The sequence below is a fragment of the Leisingera sp. G5_S3_59_S7 genome (assembly GCF_054968485.1).
In genome coordinates, this window is sequence record NZ_JBQKUH010000029.1 from 13816 (window position 1) to 32500 (window position 18685).

Below are 18685 nucleotides of genomic sequence, written 5' to 3' on the forward strand. Positions count from 1 at the left end.
GCCTCCGCGCCGCGGCAGATGCGCCTGCCCCCTTCCGCCGGCCCCGCCGCCGCACTATCTAGCGGGCGACAACAGACTGGAGCATCCTATGAGCGATACAGACACCGCAAACCCGCTGGCGCGGTTTGAGATCACCGCAGAGGAGATCTCCCGCGTGGTCGCGGTCTTCTATGCGCGCGTCAGAGCGCACCCGGTATTGGGGCCGGTCTTTGCCGCGCATGTCTCCGACTGGCCGGAGCATGAGGAGAAGATTGCGGGGTTCTGGCGCAATGCGATCCTGCGGGAGCGCAGCTACAGCGGTAATCCGATGCGGGTGCATGTCTCGCGGCCTGACGTGAAGGCGGAGCATTTCCCGATGTGGCTGGGCCTGTTCCACGAGGTGCTGCGGGCCGAACTGCCAGCGCAGACCGCGCTGCAATGGGGCGCGCTGGCCGACCGCATCGGCGAAGGATTCCGCACCGGCGTCGTGGCGATGCGCCAGCCCAAGGACCAGCCGCCGAACCTGTTCTGAAACAGGCCGGCGGAAGCGCTCCCGCGCCCGCCGGCAGTCTGGCTGCGCCAGAACACCTTAGCAGCCTTGGGCGCGGCTCATGCTTCGCATGAGCCTGGGCCGCGCGCTATTTCTCCTTGGAAAAAAGCCCCGTCAGCGCCCGCTGCACCACCTTGCGGGTGCTGGGCTTGCGCTTTTGCGAGAACGGCATCGGGCGGCAGACCTCCATCGCGGCGATGCCGACGCGGGCGGACAGCGCGCCGTTGACCAGGCCCTCGCCAAACCGGCGGGAGAGCTTGGACAGGACCGAGCCGCCCAGCACCGGCTCCAAGAGGTCATCGCCTGCGGCAACCGCGCCGGTGGCGGCCAGATGCGCCAGCACCGCACGGGTCAGCCGCCAGGAGCTGAACAAACCGGGGCGGCCGCCATAGATCCCGGCCACCCGGCGGATCATCCGCAGGGAGGAGACCAGCGCCGTCAGGATATCCGCCAGCGCCATCGGCACGATTGCCGTCACCGTGGCCACCTGCCGGGCGGCGGCCTCCACCTCCCGCAGGGCCAGGGCGTCGAGCGGCACCAGCAGTTCCTCCTCCGCCAGCAGCAAAAGGGCATCGCCGTCCAGAACCTCAGCCTGGCGCTCTGCCAGCCGGGCCTGGTGCCAGGTAAGATCCTCGCGCCCCTTGTAAAAACCTTCCAGCCGGTTGGTGAAGGCACGGGCCGCCGCCAGGTCTGCAACCTCTGCCGCCTGGTGCCGCAGGGTATCAACCCGCCGCAGCCGCGACAGCGCCGCCAGCTCGCGCAAGCCCATCGCCAGGGCCAGCAGCAGCAAAAGGGCCAGCCCGGCGCTGACCGCCCAGCCCAGCACCGGCACCCGGGCGATCAGGCCGGTCGCGAAATCCCAGGCCGCGACCGAGGCCATTGCGCCAACCACCGCAACCAGCAGCGCCCAGAACCAGCGTGCCAGGCGCGACGGCTTGCGGGCGGCAATCCGGGCCGCCTGCTCCATCGCTGACGGCGGCAGCGGCTCCGGCACCGCGGGTTCGGGTACCGGCGGGGCTTCCGCAACCGGAGGCGCCCCGGCGTCTTCATCGAGCTCGAACAGGACGGGCTTCTTGCTCATGCCGCCGCCTCCTGCTTGGCACGCCATTCATAGGCGATATCGGGCAGACCTTCTTCGTTACCCGTGCCATCGCCGCGGCCGGTTTCGGCAAAGCCCTCGCGCTGGTAGAACTTCTGCGCGCGGATGTTGGCGGCGAAGGTCCGCAAGGTGAGCCGCGGTGCGGACGATTTGGCCGCGTCCAGCAACGCCTTGCCCGCCCCCTGCCCGCACGCCCCCGGCGCGAGGTAGAGCGAGCAGACCTCCAGGCCGTCCTGGGCCAGGAACCCCGCTATGCTGCCGTCCCGCTCCGCCACGGTGACCCAGCCGCGGTCGATCATCAGGCCGCAGAAGGAAATCACCTCCGCCGAAGTGTAGAGCTTGGGCATCCACTCCGTGTCCTGCTGGAAACGGTAGAGGATGTCCCCCACGGCACCGGCATCCAAGGGAACGGCAGGGCGCAAGGAGAGGGTCACAGGGCATCTCCGATCAGGAATTCGGCGGCGCGGTCGAGGCGGATATGCGGCGGACCGCTGCCGTGTTTCAGGGTCAGCGGCGCGGGCGCAAAGGCCATCGCCTGATAGTCGCCCTCCAGCCAGCGCTCGGCCCCTTGGCGGGCGGGCGTGAGCAGCTGCGAGGGATCCTCAGGCAGCGCGCCGGGATAAAACGCCGCCTGCTTGCCGGTCTCCAGCAGGGTGCCGCGGACGCAAGGAAGCTCAGTGCCGTTGTGGGCGCGCATCTCCTCGGTGGTGGTGCGCAGGGAAGCCATGGCCAGCGCCGCGGTCTCCGCCCCGGCAAAGCGGGCGCGGTCCTGCGCCTCGCGGGTCAGTGCCTCGATGATGGCGGTCATCCGGCCGTGCTGAGCGTGGTGCAGATGGTCGGCCTTAGTGGCGGCGAACAGGATCTTTTCCACCCGTTTGCCGCCCAAGAGCCGGGTCAGGAAATGATTGCGGCCCGGTTTGAAGGCGCTGAGAATATCTGTCATCGCGTGGCGCAGATCCTCCACTGCCTGCGGGCCGGAGTGGATCGCCGACAGCGCATCCACCAGCACCACCTGGCGGTCGATGCGGGCAAAGTGGTCGCGGAAGAAGGGTTTGACGACCTTGGATTTATAGGCCTCATAGCGCCGCTCCATCTCGCGCCACAGGCTGCCGCGCGGGGCGCCCGCCTCCGGCGGCAGCGGCGCAAAGGTCAGCACTGGCGACCCCTCCAGGTCTCCGGGCAGCAGGAAGCGGCCAGGGGTGCAGTCGTAGAACCCGGCGGCGCGGGCGGCGCCCAGGTAGCCGGTGAAAGCGGCGGCAAGGGCCTGGGCCTGCGGCTCGTCATGCGTGCCTGCCGGGGCAGCCTTGGATTTTTCCGTCAGAAACCCCTGCGCCTGCGGCCGGCTGGCGATACGCGACAGCACATCCGAGGACCATTCCGCATAGCTCTTGTCCAAGAGCGCCAGGTCCAGCAGCCACTCGCCCGGGTAATCCACGATATCGAGATGCAGCGTGCGCAGCCCCTGCAGCCCGGACAGAAGGCCGGCGGGCCGCACCTTCAGGCTGAGACGCAGCTCTGAGACCGCCCTGGTGCTGTCCGGCCAGTGGGGTGACGGCCCGGTCAGCGCCGCGAGGTGGCTCTCATAGTCGAACCGCGGCACGGTATCGTCGGGCTGGGGCTGCAAAAAGGCCGCCTCGATCCGCCCTTCGCGCGCGGCGTTCAGCTGCAGCATCCGGCCCCGGTCCATCAGATTGGCAACCAGCGAGGTTATGAACACCGTCTTGCCGGAGCGCGCCAGCCCGGTGACGCCCAGCCGCAAGGGCCGGTCGAACAGCGCAGAAGAGAGGCCGCTGGTAACGCTCTCCACCCCGCTTATCACCCCGTCTGCAAGGGAAGTTATCACCAAGGCCCTGATCCTGCTCTGTTCTTGCCCGCACAAAGATAGGCAACCGGCCGGCGGCTTACCAGAGTGCAGACGGGACTTGCCCCGGCCCTGTTGCATTGCTACTTGCCCGCCCATGCCGCGTTTTGCTTTGAAAGTCGAATACCACGGGAAGCCTTTTGCCGGCTGGCAGAGGCAGAAGGAGCTGCCGTCCGTGCAGGGCGCGATCGAAGCTGCGCTGGCGCGGCTGGAACCCGGGGAACACACCATCGCCGCCGCCGGGCGCACCGACGCGGGCGTGCATGCGCTGGGACAGGTCGCCCATTGCGACCTAGCCAAGGAGTGGGATCCGTTCCGCCTTTCGGAGGCGCTGAATTACCATCTCAAGCCCGATCCGGTCGCCATTGTGGACTGCGCCCGGGTTGAGGATGACTGGCACGCGCGGTTTTCAGCGGTGGAGCGGCAGTATCTGTTCCGCATCCTGATCCGCCGCGCGCCTGCCACCCATGACGCAGGCCAGGTCTGGCAGCTGAGCCATGACCTGGACACGGACGCCATGCAGGACGCCGCCGGCCACTTGATTGGCAATCATGATTTCACCACCTTCCGCTCCTCGATCTGCCAGGCGGCCAGCCCCGTCAAGACGCTGGATGAGCTGACGGTGGAGCGGGTTCAGGGCTTTTCAGGGCCGGAGATCCGTTTCCATGTGCGTGCCCGCAGCTTCCTGCACAACCAGGTCCGCAGCTTTGTCGGCACGCTAGAGCGGGTCGGCGCCGGCGCCTGGGAGCCTGCGGATGTGAAGGCCGCGCTGGAGGCCCGCGACCGTGCGGCCTGCGGACCGGTTTGCCCCGGTCACGGGCTGTATCTGGCGCGGGTGGGCTATCCGGAAGATCCCTTCGCCTGAGCCGCCGCTGAGCGGAAGCCGGCGGCACCCCCTGTACACCACCCGTGCACCCCTTGTGCACCCCCTCCCCTACGCACCGGCCGGCAGCTGCAGGCGGTTTCCGCACAGCAAGCCGCCCTTGCATCTTGGCGGGCGCTGCACATACTCAACCCAACCTATCCCGCAGGGGCTGATGGCAGGCAACCGTGCCGCCACCCTGCCGGGCACACTCAAATGAGGCACAACTCCGCCATGGCAAACACAACAAAACCGCCGCTTCTGGCTGTCCTGATCGACGCTGACAATATCTCGGCCAAATATGCGGAGGCGATGTTCGAGGAAATCGCCTCCTTCGGCGAGGCCAGCATCCGCCGCATTTACGGCGATTTTGCGGGCGGCAGCCCGCAGGGCTGGAACAAGGAGAAACTGGCGGCGCTGGCTATTGTCCCGCACCAGCAGTTTGCCAACACCACCGGCAAGAATGCCTCTGACATCGCGCTGGTGATCGACGCGATGGACATCCTGCATTCGGGCCGCTTTGACGGCTTTGTGCTGATCTCCTCGGACAGCGATTTTACCCGGCTGGCCAGTCGCATCCGCGAACAGGGGCTGGATGTTTACGGCATGGGGATGCGCAAGACCCCCGCCGCCTTTGTCAAAGCCTGCAAGCGGTTCATCTATGTTGAAAACCTGCTGGAGGACCCGGGCAAGGGCAAGCCCAAAGCCAAAAAACCGGAGGTCGCCAACGATGACGCACCGGCGGAGCTGGCAGACCCGACCAAGCTGGTGATCCGGGCAATGGACGCCATCGACCAGGACGACGAGTGGTTCACCCTGGGCCAGATCGGCCAGTACATCACCGCCGCCTCGCCGGATTTCGACACCCGCAGCTATGGCAAGCGCAAGCTGAGCGACCTTATTGCCTCGCTCAGGCTGTTCGAGACCAAGCGCGGCGAGGGCAACCAGATCCTGGTCCGGCGCCTGGACTGACACGGCAGGGGATGGCAGCGGCGGGCGGAAAGCTGCTGTCGCTCTGCCCCGGACCGTGGCTTAGTCCGGCGCAAGGACGCGTATAGCAAGCAGGTGAGCCCCATGGCAGTGCTGATCAGCATCGGACACGACGGCTGGTACACGGAAGAACAACTCGCGGATGAACTGCGGTCGCTGGACCCCGGCGCCGATATCCGTCCCCTCTCCGCGCCCGGCAAGCTGGAAGAGATCACGGTGCTGGCGGTCTCGGCGCTGAAGGGGGATCTGCCTGCCCGGCTGCCGAACCTGCAGCTGGTGCAGAAGCTTGGCGCCGGGGTGGAGACCATTGTGGCGCATCCCAGCCTGGCGCCGCATGTGCGGGTTGCCCGGCTGAAGCCGCAGGAACCCGCGCATGAGATTGCCGAATACTGCCTCGCCTATGTGCTGCGCGGCCAGCGCAACATGGCGGCGCATGTGGCCTCGCAGGCCCGCAGTGCCTGGGAGCCGCTGGCACCGCGGCGGCCGCAGGAAACCTCCGTGGGGGTGCTGGGCCTGGGCCATATCGGCGGCAGGACCGCGCGGCTGATGCGGGACATGCGGTTCCGGGTGCTGGGCTGGAGCCGCTCGCCCAATGCAATCGAGGGTGTGGACTGCCGCCACGGCGACGCGGCGCTGCCGCAGATGCTGGGCGAATGCGATTACGTTTGTTCGATCCTGCCCTCCACGCCCGCCACCCGCGGGCTGATCAATGCGGACACACTGGCGGCGATGAAGCCCGGCGCCACGCTGATCAATGCGGGCCGCGGCGATCTGGTGGATGAGGCCGCTTTGCTGGCGGCGCTCGTCAACGGCACCCCCGGCCACGCGGTGCTGGATGTGCTGAGCCGGGAGCCGCTGCCCGCAAACAGCCCCTTGTGGGCGCATCCGAAGGTCACCATCACCCCGCATGTTTCGGGCTGGCATCTGGGCGATGCGCTGAAGGACGTGGTGGAGAACCTGCAGCGGCTGGAGGCGGGCGAAGACCTGCTGCACGAAGTGGACCGCGAACGGGGCTACTGAACCCTGGCCCTAGGACCGGTAATCCGGGTTTTCATAGTCGAACCGGCAGCCCGCCGACCAGGCGTTGCGGTCGTTGCCCTCGTTCGGGTAGCCGCCCGCATCGCGCAGCATGGCCGCCAGGTGCATCAGGTTCCAGGTCATGATGGTGGTGTTGCGCTGGGTGAACTCGTTCTCAAAACCTGCGGGCTTGCCCTCCACCTCATCGCCATAGGATGGCCCCGGCCCGGCCTCGCCGATCCAGCCGCAATCGGCCTGCGGCGGGATGGTGAAGCCCAGGTGACTGAGCGCGTAACAGATCGTCATCGCAGTGTGCTTGATACCATCCTCGTTGCCGGTGATGACGGTTCCGCCGGTTTTTCCGTAGAAGATCGACTGGCCCTTGTCGTTCAACTCGCCGCTCATCCCGTACAGCCGTTCGATCAGAACGCGGCAGACAGAGCTTTCCTCGCCCAGCCAGAGCGGAGTGCCGATCACAAGTATCTGCGCCGCCTTCACCTTCTCCCAGATCCTGGGCCAGTCGTCGCGGTCCCAGCCCTGTTCGGTCATGTCCGGATAGACGCCGGGCGGCACCTGGTGGTCGAGCATGTGCAGATGCTCCACCGCGACACCGTTTTTTTCCATGATCGACGACGACGCGTCCATCAGCAGGCGGGTGTGGCTTTTGCTGCCATCCTTTTTCAGCGATGTGTTGATGAAAAGGGCCTTGAGCCCTGAAAATCCGGTCATGGCGCACCTCCTGCCGGGAATGGGTCTGTTGGCGATGACCGGATAGTAGCCCGCAACCGGCGGGTGCATAGGGGGCTGTCGGGATCGTGATCGCCGCAGCGCGCTGCCTGCCGCAAGGCCTGCGGCAGGCGGGAAGTATCAGGAGATGAAGTCCTTGTAGCCGGCTTCATCCATGTAATCGTCCATCGGCGACAGGTCGGAGGGCTTGATCTTGAAGAACCAGGCGCCGCCTTCCGGATCCTCGTTCACCTTGCCGGGATCATCGGCCAGCGCCTCGTTCACCTCGACGATCTCACCGTCTAGCGGCGCCAGGATGTCGGAGGCGGCCTTGACCGATTCAATTACCACGATCTCGTCGTCCTTGGAGACTTCGGTACCCGGCTCCGGCAGTTCGACATAGACCACTTCGCCCAGCTGTTCGGCGGCGTGGGCGGTGATGCCGACGGTGATCAGATCGTCCTCGGGCAGCAGCCACTCGTGTTCCTCGGTGTATTTCATGGGGGTATTTTCCTTCGAAGAGGCGTGGGTTTTGAATAGGTTGAGGCCGCCGGAAATGGGCCGCGGATGGCAGGAGGCCGGCGGGGGCAGGTCCTGCATACGCGGGTGTACGCTATCAATGGGCGGGGCTGGCGATCAAGACGGCAATCCCGGAATGGATAGATTTTTTGCGCATCCCACGACGACCCCGTGGCTGCTCAGAACAGGTTGAAATACTCGGCCTGCTCCCATTCGCTGACGGTGTCGAGGTAGCGCTCCCATTCAAACTGCTTGAGCTGCAGGAGGTAGTCCACGGTATCCTCCCCCGGCGCCTCGCGGCAAAGGGTAGATCCTGCAAATCCTTCCAGCGCCTGGCCCAGCGAACGCGGCAACCGCTCCGCGTCCTCACTGTAGGGCGACAAGGTGGGTTTCGGGGCCTCCAGCCCTTCGCTGATACCCGCCGCGCCTGCAATGATCTGGGCGGCCAGCGCGTAATAGGGATTGGCGGAGCTGTCCGGTGCACGGTTTTCGATCCGGCTGGCGGGGTCATGGGGCTGCATCAGCGCGCGCAGCATGGCGCCGCGGTTGTCCACGCCCCAGCCGATCCGGCTGGGGGCCAGCTGGAACGGCAGGTAGCGCTTGTAGCTGTTCACCGTCGGCGCAATCAGCAGCGAAGTTTCAGAGGCGTATTTCAGCAAACCAGCCATCCAGGCGCTGGCGGGCGGAGTCAGCATCCCGGCGGTTTCCGGCATGAACAGGTTGCGCCCTGTCGCCAGGTCCTGCAGCGACTGGTGCACGTGCCAGCCATTGGCCATGGCATTGTCCAGCCGCGGCTTGGCCATGAAGCTGGCGTGCAGGCCATTGCGGGCGCAGACCTCCTTGACCATGGTGCGGAACATGACCATTGCGTCCGCCTGGGCCATGGCGCTGTCGGGGGCAAAGGTGTACTCCACTTGGCTGGGGCCCATCTCGATCTCCACGGAGCGCACCGGCAGGCCCAGTTTCTGGGCGTTGCGGCGCAACAGGTCCAGCACGCCCTCCACCTCGCCATAACGGGTTTCGGTGAGGTACTGATAGCCCTGTGTCAGGTTGCGGGTCTGAACCGGCACGCCGGGGCGGCCTGCCTGTTCGTGGGCGGCGGATTTGTCCGCCAGCTCGAAGATATGGAATTCCACCTCCAGCCCGAAGGTGGCCGCCACCCCCTGCCCCGCCAGCTGGTCCACCGCCCGCTGCAGCACGGCACTGGAGGCAAAGGGGATCCGCTGGCCGTCCGGGAAGACCGGCTCGCAGAAGATCCAAGCCGAATGGCCGGACCAGGGCAGCGCGCGGAAGGTGTCCGGGCGCGGCACCAGCAGCACGTCGCCTGCGCCCTGCATCGGCCCGGCCAGGCCGGTGCCGCCCTCCCACACCGGAAAGGCGTTGCGGTGGGAGGTGTCCTTGAGCAGCAGGGTTGCAGGCGCATTCAAGCCGCGCTCAAAGACGCTGGCAAATGCCTCCGCCATGACCGTCTTGCCGCGCAGCAGACCGTGCTGGTCCGGGAACAGCACCCGCACCGTCTCGATCCCGTCGAACTGCGCGCGGGCGGTGATCTCCGCCGCCTTGCGGCAGTCCTCTGCGCTGAGCAGCCCCAGACGGGCCAGTTTGCCGGATGTGAAGTCTTGTGCCATGGGCGGCCTCTTGATGCAGAGCGGGTTGAAATTGCACCGGAATTACCCCCAGCGTCCAGCCCGCGGCCCAATTCCCCGGTAACCCGTTGCGTAATCCGGATATTACGGAGGTTTCACGGCTTGACAGCGTTCGCAAAGTGAACAATGTGTGCATTATTCGTACAAAAGCCGCCGGATCGGGCGGCAGCATTTCGAGAAAAGGTTTGGCGGCGCAGATGACAGCGGTGGAACAGGACAGGAATATTTCGTCGAGCTTTGCCAAAGGGCTGGCGGTTCTGGCGGTGTTTGATGCGGCCACGCCCAGCTTGACCCTGGCCGAAATCGCCCGGCGCACCGGCCAGGACCGCGCGACCGCCCGGCGCGGGGCGCTCACGCTGGTGCAGGCGGGCTATCTGCGCCAGGACGGGCGGATGCTGTCGCTGACGCCCCGGGTGCTGGCGCTGGCGGGCGGTTTCCTGCAGGCCAACCAGTTCGGCCGCCGGGTGCAGCCGGTTTTGAACCGCCACGCCCGGGAAATGGAGATCGAGGTGACACTGGCGATGCTGGACCAGGGCCGGGTGCTGCTGCTGGCGCAATCAACCGTCGATCACGGCCATATCACCTATGGCTTCACTGCCGGCTCGCACATTCCGCTGGCCCATACCAGCCTGGGGCGGATGCTGCTGGCCGGCCTGCCAGAGGAGGATGCGGCGGCGGTACTGGCAGAAACAGATATCCCGCACCACACCAGCCAGTCGCTGGCCGACCCTGCTGCCATCCTGGACCGCGTCGCCCAAGCGCGCGAACAGGGCTATTGCCTGACCGACAGCGAGTTTGAGGCCGGGATTACCGGCTATGCGGTGCCAGTGTCGCGCCCAGGCCAGACGCCGATCGTGGCGGGCTGCTCTGCCCCGCACGGGCGGCAGCCGCAGGCAGATGCCGAGCGGCTTTTGCGAGGGCTGCAGCTTTGCGCCGCGGAACTGCGCCAGGCAGAGGCGGTGGACCACCTGTAAGGCGCGTCTTGCTTTGTGCCGGGGCTGCGCTAGGCTGAGCGCAGCCATTTCCCGCAGGAGCATTTCGATGATGAAACAGACTGCACTGGCCGCGGCCCTGTGTGCCGCGCTTGCGCCAGCCGTGTCCGCAAAAGGCGTGGAAGGCATCAAGGTCAGCGTTCTAGGCCGTGACTGGCTGGTGGTGCCGGTCGAGGGCACAACGCGCCGTTACAGCGCCACGCGGATGAACCTGGAACATCTGGCCTTCCGCCCGCCCGCGGTGCTGACGGCCCGGCAGGCGGTGCGGGCCATACGGGCGGCCACCGGCTGCAGCGTCAATCTCGATACAATGGTGCGCACGATCACCGGCACCTATTACGCGCAAGTCATTTGCCGCAAATAACGCCGCGTCTGACGGTTGTGCGGTTTTGCCGCCTTTTTCTGAAACATCCTCTTGGGAAATGTGATCATTTTCCCGGGGAGCATGGATTGAGCGGTCCAAGCGCGCCTGCCATAGATTGCGCATGAAACTTGCTATCAACGGATTCGGCCGCATCGGCCGCGCCATCCTGCGCCAGATTCTGACCACTTCGCGCGGAGACGGCATCGAGGTGGTGCGGATCAATGATATCGCGCCCTTGGATATGTGCGCCTATCTGTTCCAGTACGACAGCACGTTCGGCCCCTTTGCCCATCCGGTGGAGCACGGCGGCGATGCGCTGCAGGTGATGGGCCGCAGCATCCCGGTCAGCCATGAGCCCGACCTGACCAAGGTGGATCTGAGCGGCGTCGACCTGGTGCTGGAATGCACCGGCATCGCCCGGACATCCGATGTGGCGGAGCGCGGGCTGAAGGCGGGCGCCGCCAAGGTGCTGATCTCCGGCCCCTCCCCCGCGGCTGAGCTGACCATGGTGCTGGGTGCCAACGAGGAGGCGTTGGGGGATACCCGCATTGTTTCCAATGCCTCCTGCACCACCAACGCGCTGACGCCGCTGGTCAAGCTGCTGGATCAGATTGCCAGCATTGATACCGCGCATATGACCACGATCCATTGCTACACCAACTCGCAGCCGATGGTGGACGCGCCGCGTGGCGATTTCGCGCGCTCGCGCGGCGGCGCGCAGTCGATGGTGCCGACGACAACCTCAGCCATGCATCTGATTGATGAGGTGCTGCCGCATTTGAAGGGTCGGGTGAGCGGCGCCGCGGTGCGGGTGCCGACGGCCAGCGTGTCGGCGGTGGATCTGGTGGCGCAGCTCAAGACACCGATGAGCGAGGCAGAGTTCACCGCCGCCCTGCGCGAAGGGGTGGCGGCCTCCAAGGTAATGGGCTGGACCGATATGCCGCTGGTGTCTTCCGACCTGCGCGCGCGGACCGAGTCGCTGGTGATTGCCGGGCCGGAAACCCGCATGGCAGGGGCTGCCCAGGTGCGGGTGTTCGGCTGGTATGACAATGAATGGGGCTTTTCCGCCCGGATGCTGGATGTGGCCCGGCTGATGGCAGGCTAAGAACCATCCGCCGGCAGCGCGGGCAGGCTATCCCTGCGGGCTTTGCCCCTGTCCTGCCAGCCGCAGCCAGCGGAAAATCAGCATCAAGGCAAACATGCAGATCGCTAGGCCGATCAGGTCGCCGGCTGCGTAAACCGCCATCACCGGCAGCTGATCGTCGGGAAAAATCAGGCCCGAGAACACCACCGTCTGCCCCAGCGAGTTGATGACCGACGCCAGCCCTCCGATGGCCAGCAGCCCGGTCCAGGCAATCCGCCGCGACTGACCGGCATACAGATCCCAGCCGAACAGCCAAGCGATCTCAAAGGCCGCATACACTGAGAACGCCCCGACGCCGATGGATTGCAACAGCACCGGCTCCATCAGCTCCCGCACGCCGGCCGCGGTGAACATCAGCTCCGACAAAAGCGCGCCTGCGGCGAGCGGCAGAACGGCTTTCCAGCCGAACAGCCAGACGCACAGCACCCGCACCCCGTGCGGCAGGTAGGCCAGACTGGCAAAGACGGTGATTTCCGGCAGAAACAGGTTCTGAACCGGCGTGACCACCCAAGCGGTCAGGCCGTGGCAGATGACATAGACAGCGGTGATCACCGCAAACCCCTGCACCGGGGACAGCAACTGGTAAAATCGACTCATGCCGCCCGTTTATCCAGACGGCGCAGAACCTGCAATCATATGCAGCGCCGCAGGCGGCAAACAGTCACTCGGCAGCGGGATCGAAGCGCACCACATAATGCTTGGCCCGGCTGCCGCCAGCCCGCTCCAGCAGCCCCATGTTCAGCAGCGATTTCAGCGTGCGGTGATAGGTGGCCTGGGCAATCCCCTGCACCAGCCGGTGGCTGCGGATCTGGTCGGATTGCACCGGCGCTCCCGGCGCGCTGGTCAGCGCATGAGCCGCCAGCAGAACGTCCCGCTCCGCCGGGCTGAGCCGGTCAAGCCCGATATCGCGCTCCATCTGGAACAGCATGTCGCGCAATTCAAAAATTGATTTTAAAGCATCCAAAACTGTTACCCCTTGAAAACTCAACCTTCTGGTTCAGCACCGGCGCTGCCATGGCCGGGCGGAATGATACCACATGAAATTATCAGACTGACAATTATATGGACAGCAATAATCCACGTGGTATCATTTCCAGCAGGCCTGGCTGCATGTGAGTGGTGGCTGTGCCTGCGTTACCTGATGTAGTTCTTGTTAATGAGTGCCAGCTCCGGCAGGTCCACCTGCCGGAGCTGAACCGAATAGTACAGTTAATAATTCACTTTCCAATCTCGTTTACGGTCATTTTTCCGGTGTTCACGCCAAAGCGGCAAAAAGTTGCTCTTGCCGGACGCGCTCTCCGCGGCTGCTGGTGCTGCTGCGGCCCGGATGCGCGGCAATCCGCCGCCCCCGGAGGCAGGCGGAATGCCGCCGCTTTGCAGGTTCCCTCCCGCAATTTCCCCGTGCTAGTCTCAGCGCTGACGCCTGCTGCCCTGCCGGGCTGCTTGGCCCGATATTTTTACGCCCGCCGCCGGGAGCAGACATGAATTTTCCATTCCGCCCGCGCATGACTGCGCGCGCCCTTGCCTTCAGCTTATTGCCCTTGCTGCCGCCGGCCGCCTATGGCGCAGACGCCACGCTGCAGGCCCCCGGGGCCGATGCCGGTCTAGCGGACCGGCTGCGCGGCGCCTCGGCCTCCGTTGCGGCCAGCGGCGAAACCAACGTCCAGGAGCTTCTGGCGGCGGCGCTGTCGGATTACCGGACGCTGGTGCAGGTGCTGTATGACGCCGGCCATTTTGCGCCGGTGGTCAATATCCGCCTGGACGGGCGCGAGGCGGCGCTGATCCAGCCGCTGAACCCGCCGCAGAACGTCAGCAAAGTAGAAATCACCGTGCAGCCGGGCCCGCGGTTTTCCTTCGGCAAGGCGGAGCTTTCGCCGCTGCCCCGCCAGAGCGACGTTGAGTTCCCCGAAGAATTCGCCCCCGGCCAGCCTGCCAGCACCAGTGCGATCCGCGATGCGGCGGTTGCGGGGGTGCGGGCCTGGCGGCGCAGCGGCCACGCCAAAGCCACAGTGGCAGAGCAACGGATCACCGCCAATCACCTGCAGGCTCGCCTGGACGCCCAGCTGCGGCTGGCCCCCGGCCCGCGCCTGCGCTTTGGCCGGATGGCCGTGACCGGCGACACAAGGGTGCGCGAGGAGGCCATCCGCAAGATCGCGGGCTTCCCGGCGGGGGAGGAGTTTCACCCCGACCTGATTGCCAAGTCCGCCACCCGGCTGCGCCGCACCGGCACGTTTTCCAGCGTGGTGCTGCGCGAGGCAGAGCAGCCGAACCTGGACGGCACCCTGGATTTCACCGCAGTGGTCGAGGACCTGCCGCCGCGCCGCCTGACCTTCGGGGCCGAGATCAGTTCCTCCGACGGGGTGGAGCTGTCAGGCAGCTGGATGCACCGCAACTTGTTCGGCGCCGCCGAGAAGCTGCGGATCGAGGCGCGGCTCAGCGGCATCGGCAGCAGCAACGACATCGACGGGCGTGTGGCGGTGCGGCTGGACCGGCCCGCGGCACTGGGGCCGGATGACCTGATCTTCTACCTCATCGAGGCTGAACAGCTGGACGAGGAGCATTACAAGGCCACCCAGGTTTTCGGCGCAGCCGGGGTGCGGCGCACCTTTTCCGACACATTCTTTGCCGAGGCCGCGCTGGGGGTGTCCTCGACCTTGGCCGAGGACGTGTTCGGCCAGCGGCGGTTCAAATATATCGCTGGCCGCCTGCGGGCGGAGTACGACGGGCGTGACAGCCGGGTGAACCCGGCCAGCGGGTATTATCTGCAGGGTACCGCGACGCCCTTCGTCGGTTTTGGCGGCAGTAAGTCCGGGCTGCAGATCGAGGCGGACGGGCGGGCCTATTTGGGCTTGGGCGCGGACGACCGGATCGTGCTGGCCGGGCGGCTGCAGCTGGGCTCTGTCGCCGGTCCGTCCCTAAGCGAGATCTCCCCTACCCTGCTGTTCTTCTCCGGCGGTGCGGGAACGGTGCGCGGCCATGAATACCAGTCGCTGGGCGTCCCGGTTGGCGGCGGCACCGCCGGCGGGCGCAGCTTTGCGGCGCTGTCGGGCGAGGTGCGGGGCAAGGTCACCGACACGATCTCGCTGGTGGGCTTTTACGACATCGGTTTCGTCGATGCGGACAGTTTTGTGTCTGGCTCGTCCGCCCGCCATGCCGGCGCCGGCATCGGGCTGCGCTACGATGTGGCGGGGATCGGGCCGATCCGGCTTGACCTCGCCTATCCGGTCGATGGCGGGTCCGAGGACGGTCTGCAATTTTATATCGGGATTGGACAGGCGTTTTGAGACAGTTACTTGCCTATAGCCTGGCCCTGGGCCTAACCGCAGTGCCGCTGACGGCGCAGGACACAACGGAAGAGGATGCCGGCGGGCTGCTGGTCGATTTCCTGGAGGATACGCTGTCCGGTGACAGCCGCTATATCAGCGTCAGCGGGCTGCAGGGGGCGTTTTCCTCCGAGGCCACGATCAGCAAGATCACGGTGGCGGACGAGCAAGGCATCTGGCTGACAATCGAAGGCGCGGCGCTGGACTGGAACCGCCTGGCGCTTTTGCGCGGACGGTTCTCGGTCAATGAACTGTCGGCAGAGCGCATCGCGGTGGAGCGCGCGCCCGAGCCGCTGCCGCCGGACCCGGAGCTGCCGGAGGCGGCGGCCACACCCTTCACGCTGCCGGAGCTGCCGGTGGCGATTGAGTTGGGCCAGATTAAAGCGGAGCGGATCGAGCTGGGCGAAGCGCTGGCGGGCACCGCCGCCAGCCTCAGGGTCGAGGGGTCGCTGCAACTGGCGGACGGCGCGCTGGACACCAAGCTGGAGGCGGTGCGGCTGGACAAGCCCGGCGACCATCTGCGGCTGGAGGCGGGCTATGCCAACGACACCCAGCAGATCACTCTGGACCTGACCGCGGACGAGGCCGCGGGCGGGCTGATCTCGCGCAGCCTGGACCTGCCGGGCAACCCGGATTTGCAGCTGACCGCCAAGGGCAGCGGCCCGGTCACGGACTTCACCGCCGATATCAGCTTCAGCGCCAACGGGGCGGAGCGGCTGGCAGGCGAGGTGGTGCTGGCGGCCCAGCCCTTGCCTGCCGATGCGGCGCCGGAGAGCCCGCGCGACATCCGTTTTTCCGCCAGCCTGGGCGGCAATATCGACGTGCTGCTGCCGCCGGTGCACCGGCCGTTCTTCGGTCCCGGCCTGCGGTTGAACGTGAAGGGCACGCGCGACGGCAGCGGCGCGGTTGCGCTGGACACGCTTGTCCTGCGCACCCGGGCGCTGCAGGTGAGCGGCGCCGCGGCGCTGGCGGCGGGCGGGCGGCTGGACACCGCCAACCTGAAGGCCGCGATCACACCGCCGCCGGGCCAGGCCGCAGTCACGCTGCCGGTTGGCGGCGGACAGACCACGCTGGCGGCGGCGGATCTGCAGCTGCGCAAGCGGTCGGACGGCAACTGGACCCTGGACGGAGTCCTGAACCAGTTGAGCCATCCGGGCGCACTGGTCGATCAGGCCGAAGTTACCGGCCGCGGCACGCTGGACCAAAGCAGCGGCTTTGCGCTGGAGGGGCGGCTGTCGGCCGCGCTCAGCGGGTTCCAGCCGCGCGACCCGGCGCTGGCCAAGGCCACCGGCAACGATATCCGCTTTGACGGCACGCTCAGCACCCAAGGCCCCGGCGCGCTGCGGATCACGGATATGGAACTGCGCGGCACCGATTACCAGGCGGCGGGCGATGTTACTCTGGATGGGCTGGAAGAGGGGCTGAAGATCACCGCGGACCTGACCGCGGAGGCATCGGAACTGGCGCGCTTCTCGGACCTGGCCGGGCGGCCCCTCGGCGGCACGGTGCGCGCGGACGTGCAGGGCTCCTTCACGCCGCTGTCCGGTGCGTTTGACACCGATCTGGATCTCACCGCCGAGAATCTATCTGCCGGGATTGCCAAGGCGGATGAGCTGCTGGCGGGCACCACCACGCTGGCGCTCAAGGCGTCGCGGGACGAGGTCGGCATTACTGTGGACACGTTCGAACTGGACGGCAGCGCGCTGGAAGCCTCCGCAGCCGGCACGCTGAACAACCAGTCCGGCCAGATGGAGATCACCGCCCGGCTGACCAAGGTGGAGGTGCTGCTGCCGCAAGCGCCCGGGACACTAGAGCTGGCCACCACCCTCACCCGCACTGGCAGGCGGTTTGATGGCGTGGCGGAGCTCACCGGCCCGCATTCCTCCAGCGCCCGGCTGGACGGGTCGGTCACGCTGGAAGGCGATGCCGATTTCGACTTTGAAGCCGCCTTTAACGAGCTGGAGCGGTTCGTGCCGGAACTGGCGGGCCGTCTCACGGCGGAAGGCACCGCGGAGCGGCGCAACGGCGAGTGGCAGATCGCCGCCAGGGCGGATGGTCCGGCGGACCTGGCGGTAAAGACCGAAGGACGCTTTGCCGAGAGCAACGGCGACACCGATCTGCGGTTTGACGGCGCCATCGGCCGGCTGCAGCAGCTGGTGCCGGATCTGGCCGGCCGGCTGGCCGCCAAGGGCACCGCCGCCCGCCGCAACGGCACCTGGACGGTGGACAGCACCGCCAGCGGCCCCGCAGGCATAGACAGCCGCATCGCGGGCAGCTGGAACGAGGCTGAGGGCACCGCGGATGTGACCGCCAAAGGCACCCTGCGGCTGGAGGGGATGAACCCGTTCATCTCTCCCAACCTTTTGCAGGGGCCTGCGAATTTCGATTTGGCCCTGCGTGGGGAACCGGCGCTGGACTCCCTGAGCGGCACCGTGTCGGTCCCCGGCGCCTCGCTGGCGATCCCGGCTGCGGCGCAGCGGCTGGATGACATCAATGCCACGGTCTCCTTTGCCCGCTCCAGCGCGCAGGTGCAGGCCTCGGCCCGCGGCCGCGACGGCGGCACCCTGCGGATCAGCGGCCCGGTGGCGATGCGCCCGCCCTTCAGCAGCAACCTGCAGATTGCCATCGGCGATCTGGTGGTGACCGACAACCTGTCTTACGAGACGCTGCTGAACGGCAGCCTGGCTCTGTCAGGCGCAATGGCGGGCGACAAGCGGATTGAAGGGCAGATCAATGTGGGCGAGACCAATATCAACCTCAACACCGCCGGCGGCTCGGTCTCGGCAGCGCCAATCCCGCCGATCCGCCATGTGAACGCGCCGCGCGACGTGCGCCGGACCCTGGCGCGGGCCGGGCTGACCGGCAACAACGGCGGCAGCGGGGGCGGCTCGGCCAGAACCGAACTGGACATCCTGATCAGCGCCCCCTCCCGGGTGTTTGCCCGCGGCCGCGGCCTGCGGGCGGAGCTGGGCGGCGACATCCGCCTGCGCGGCACCACTGCGCGGCTGTCGCCCTCGGGCCAGATCAGCCTGATCCGCGGCACCTTTGACATCCTGGGCCGGCGGCTGGAGCTGGATGAGGGGCGGATCACGCTCCTGGGCGATCTGAAACCCTACCTGGAGTTCAAATCCACTGCCGCCACCGAAGAAGGCACCGCCACGCTGGAGATTTCCGGCCGGGTCGATGCACCGGAGATCAAGGTGACATCCGAACCGCCGCGCCCCTCCGAGGAGGCGCTGGCGCTGCTGCTGTTCGGCGACAATATCGAGGACATCTCGCCGCTGGCGCTGGCCCGGCTGGCCGGTTCGGCGCTGACGCTCAGCGGGCGCGGCGGCGGTGCACAGAGCAAGGTGCGTCAGGCCACCGGCGCAGACACGGTCGACATTGGCGCCGACAATCTGGGCGCAGGCCAACTGGGGCTGGGCGGCTATGTGGCAGAGAACGTCTATACCGATTTCAACGTCAACACCCGCGGCGACAGCGAGCTGAGCATCAATCTGGATGTGACCAAAAGCCTGACGGTTCAAGGCACTGTGGACAGCGAAGGCGAGACCGGGTTCGGGCTGTTCTTCAAGCGCGACTACTGACGGTGAAGCGGCTGCACTCGGACAGC

17 protein-coding genes are annotated in these 18685 nt (G+C 66.7%); 9 read left to right on the forward strand and 8 right to left on the reverse strand.

Annotation, left to right across the window (positions count from 1 at the left end; translation table 11 throughout):
* Positions 1-88: 88 nt before the first annotated feature.
* On the forward strand, positions 89-511 hold the full coding sequence (locus ACTRWG_RS13710; RefSeq protein ID WP_027236703.1) for a group III truncated hemoglobin: 423 nt from the start codon (positions 89-91) through the stop codon (positions 509-511).
* A 106-nt stretch (positions 512-617) separates the two neighbouring features.
* On the opposite strand, the gene ACTRWG_RS13715 is transcribed toward ACTRWG_RS13710, so the two are convergent.
* From ACTRWG_RS13715 to ACTRWG_RS13725, 3 genes are read right to left on the reverse strand one after another with little or no spacing between them, the layout of a single operon-like run.
* Positions 618-1610, reverse strand: coding sequence for a YcjF family protein (locus ACTRWG_RS13715; RefSeq protein WP_027236702.1), 993 nt, complete (start codon positions 1608-1610; stop codon positions 618-620).
* Positions 1607-2062 (reverse strand): GNAT family N-acetyltransferase, encoded by a 456-nt coding sequence (locus tag ACTRWG_RS13720; protein WP_027236701.1) that lies wholly within the window; start codon positions 2060-2062, stop codon positions 1607-1609. The genes ACTRWG_RS13715 and ACTRWG_RS13720 overlap by 4 nt, the downstream gene beginning before the upstream one ends.
* Positions 2059-3474: a YcjX family GTP-binding protein gene (locus ACTRWG_RS13725; protein WP_260028079.1), complete on the reverse strand. Its 1416-nt coding sequence runs from the start codon at positions 3472-3474 to the stop codon at positions 2059-2061. Before ACTRWG_RS13725 ends, ACTRWG_RS13720 begins: the two co-directional genes overlap by 4 nt.
* Before the next feature lie 112 nt (positions 3475-3586).
* Here ACTRWG_RS13725 and truA point away from each other — a divergent pair, with 112 nt between their 5' ends.
* The 3 genes from truA (at position 3587) to ACTRWG_RS13740 (ending at position 6361) form a co-directional block, all read left to right on the forward strand.
* A complete protein-coding gene (gene truA, locus ACTRWG_RS13730) occupies positions 3587-4354 on the forward strand; it encodes a tRNA pseudouridine(38-40) synthase TruA (RefSeq protein WP_027236699.1) in 768 nt (255 codons plus the stop codon).
* Between the two features lie 231 nt (positions 4355-4585).
* Positions 4586-5323, forward strand: coding sequence for an NYN domain-containing protein (locus ACTRWG_RS13735; RefSeq protein ID WP_027236698.1), 738 nt, complete (start codon positions 4586-4588; stop codon positions 5321-5323).
* Between the two features lie 102 nt (positions 5324-5425).
* A complete protein-coding gene (locus tag ACTRWG_RS13740; RefSeq protein WP_462829453.1) occupies positions 5426-6361 on the forward strand; it encodes a 2-hydroxyacid dehydrogenase in 936 nt (311 codons plus the stop codon).
* Between the two features lie 9 nt (positions 6362-6370).
* On the opposite strand, the gene ACTRWG_RS13745 is transcribed toward ACTRWG_RS13740, so the two are convergent.
* The 3 genes from ACTRWG_RS13745 to ACTRWG_RS13755 all read right to left on the reverse strand — a co-directional run bounded on the left by ACTRWG_RS13745 (position 6371) and on the right by ACTRWG_RS13755 (position 9231).
* Positions 6371-7087, reverse strand: coding sequence for a flavodoxin family protein (locus tag ACTRWG_RS13745; RefSeq protein ID WP_259970700.1), 717 nt, complete (start codon positions 7085-7087; stop codon positions 6371-6373).
* Positions 7088-7225: 138 nt separating this feature from the next.
* A complete protein-coding gene (gcvH, locus tag ACTRWG_RS13750) occupies positions 7226-7585 on the reverse strand; it encodes a glycine cleavage system protein GcvH (protein ID WP_027236694.1) in 360 nt (119 codons plus the stop codon).
* 197 nt (positions 7586-7782) lie between these two features.
* A complete protein-coding gene (locus ACTRWG_RS13755) occupies positions 7783-9231 on the reverse strand; it encodes a glutamine synthetase family protein (protein WP_462829454.1) in 1449 nt (482 codons plus the stop codon).
* Positions 9232-9446: 215 nt separating this feature from the next.
* On the opposite strand from ACTRWG_RS13755, the gene ACTRWG_RS13760 reads away from it, so the two are divergent.
* The 3 genes from ACTRWG_RS13760 (at position 9447) to ACTRWG_RS13770 (ending at position 11710) form a co-directional block, all read left to right on the forward strand.
* Positions 9447-10223 carry an IclR family transcriptional regulator domain-containing protein gene (locus ACTRWG_RS13760; protein ID WP_027236692.1) on the forward strand — a complete coding sequence of 259 codons (777 nt, stop codon included), beginning with the start codon at positions 9447-9449 and terminating at the stop codon, positions 10221-10223.
* Positions 10224-10293: 70 nt separating this feature from the next.
* Positions 10294-10605 carry a hypothetical protein gene (locus ACTRWG_RS13765; protein ID WP_435661241.1) on the forward strand — a complete coding sequence of 104 codons (312 nt, stop codon included), beginning with the start codon at positions 10294-10296 and terminating at the stop codon, positions 10603-10605.
* Positions 10606-10726: 121 nt separating this feature from the next.
* Positions 10727-11710 carry a type I glyceraldehyde-3-phosphate dehydrogenase gene (locus ACTRWG_RS13770; RefSeq protein WP_462829455.1) on the forward strand — a complete coding sequence of 328 codons (984 nt, stop codon included), beginning with the start codon at positions 10727-10729 and terminating at the stop codon, positions 11708-11710.
* A 27-nt stretch (positions 11711-11737) separates the two neighbouring features.
* Here ACTRWG_RS13770 and ACTRWG_RS13775 read toward each other — a convergent pair whose 3' ends face one another.
* Positions 11738-12346 (reverse strand): hypothetical protein, encoded by a 609-nt coding sequence (locus ACTRWG_RS13775; protein WP_027236689.1) that lies wholly within the window; start codon positions 12344-12346, stop codon positions 11738-11740.
* A 64-nt stretch (positions 12347-12410) separates the two neighbouring features.
* On the reverse strand, positions 12411-12677 hold the full coding sequence (locus ACTRWG_RS13780; RefSeq protein WP_245597383.1) for a hypothetical protein: 267 nt from the start codon (positions 12675-12677) through the stop codon (positions 12411-12413).
* A 553-nt stretch (positions 12678-13230) separates the two neighbouring features.
* On the opposite strand from ACTRWG_RS13780, the gene ACTRWG_RS13785 reads away from it, so the two are divergent.
* Both ACTRWG_RS13785 and ACTRWG_RS13790 read left to right on the forward strand, forming a co-directional pair.
* On the forward strand, positions 13231-15033 hold the full coding sequence (locus tag ACTRWG_RS13785) for an autotransporter assembly complex protein TamA (RefSeq protein WP_462829456.1): 1803 nt from the start codon (positions 13231-13233) through the stop codon (positions 15031-15033).
* Positions 15030-18659, forward strand: coding sequence for a translocation/assembly module TamB domain-containing protein (locus ACTRWG_RS13790; protein WP_027236686.1), 3630 nt, complete (start codon positions 15030-15032; stop codon positions 18657-18659). Before ACTRWG_RS13785 ends, ACTRWG_RS13790 begins: the two co-directional genes overlap by 4 nt.
* Positions 18660-18685 lie beyond the last annotated feature (26 nt).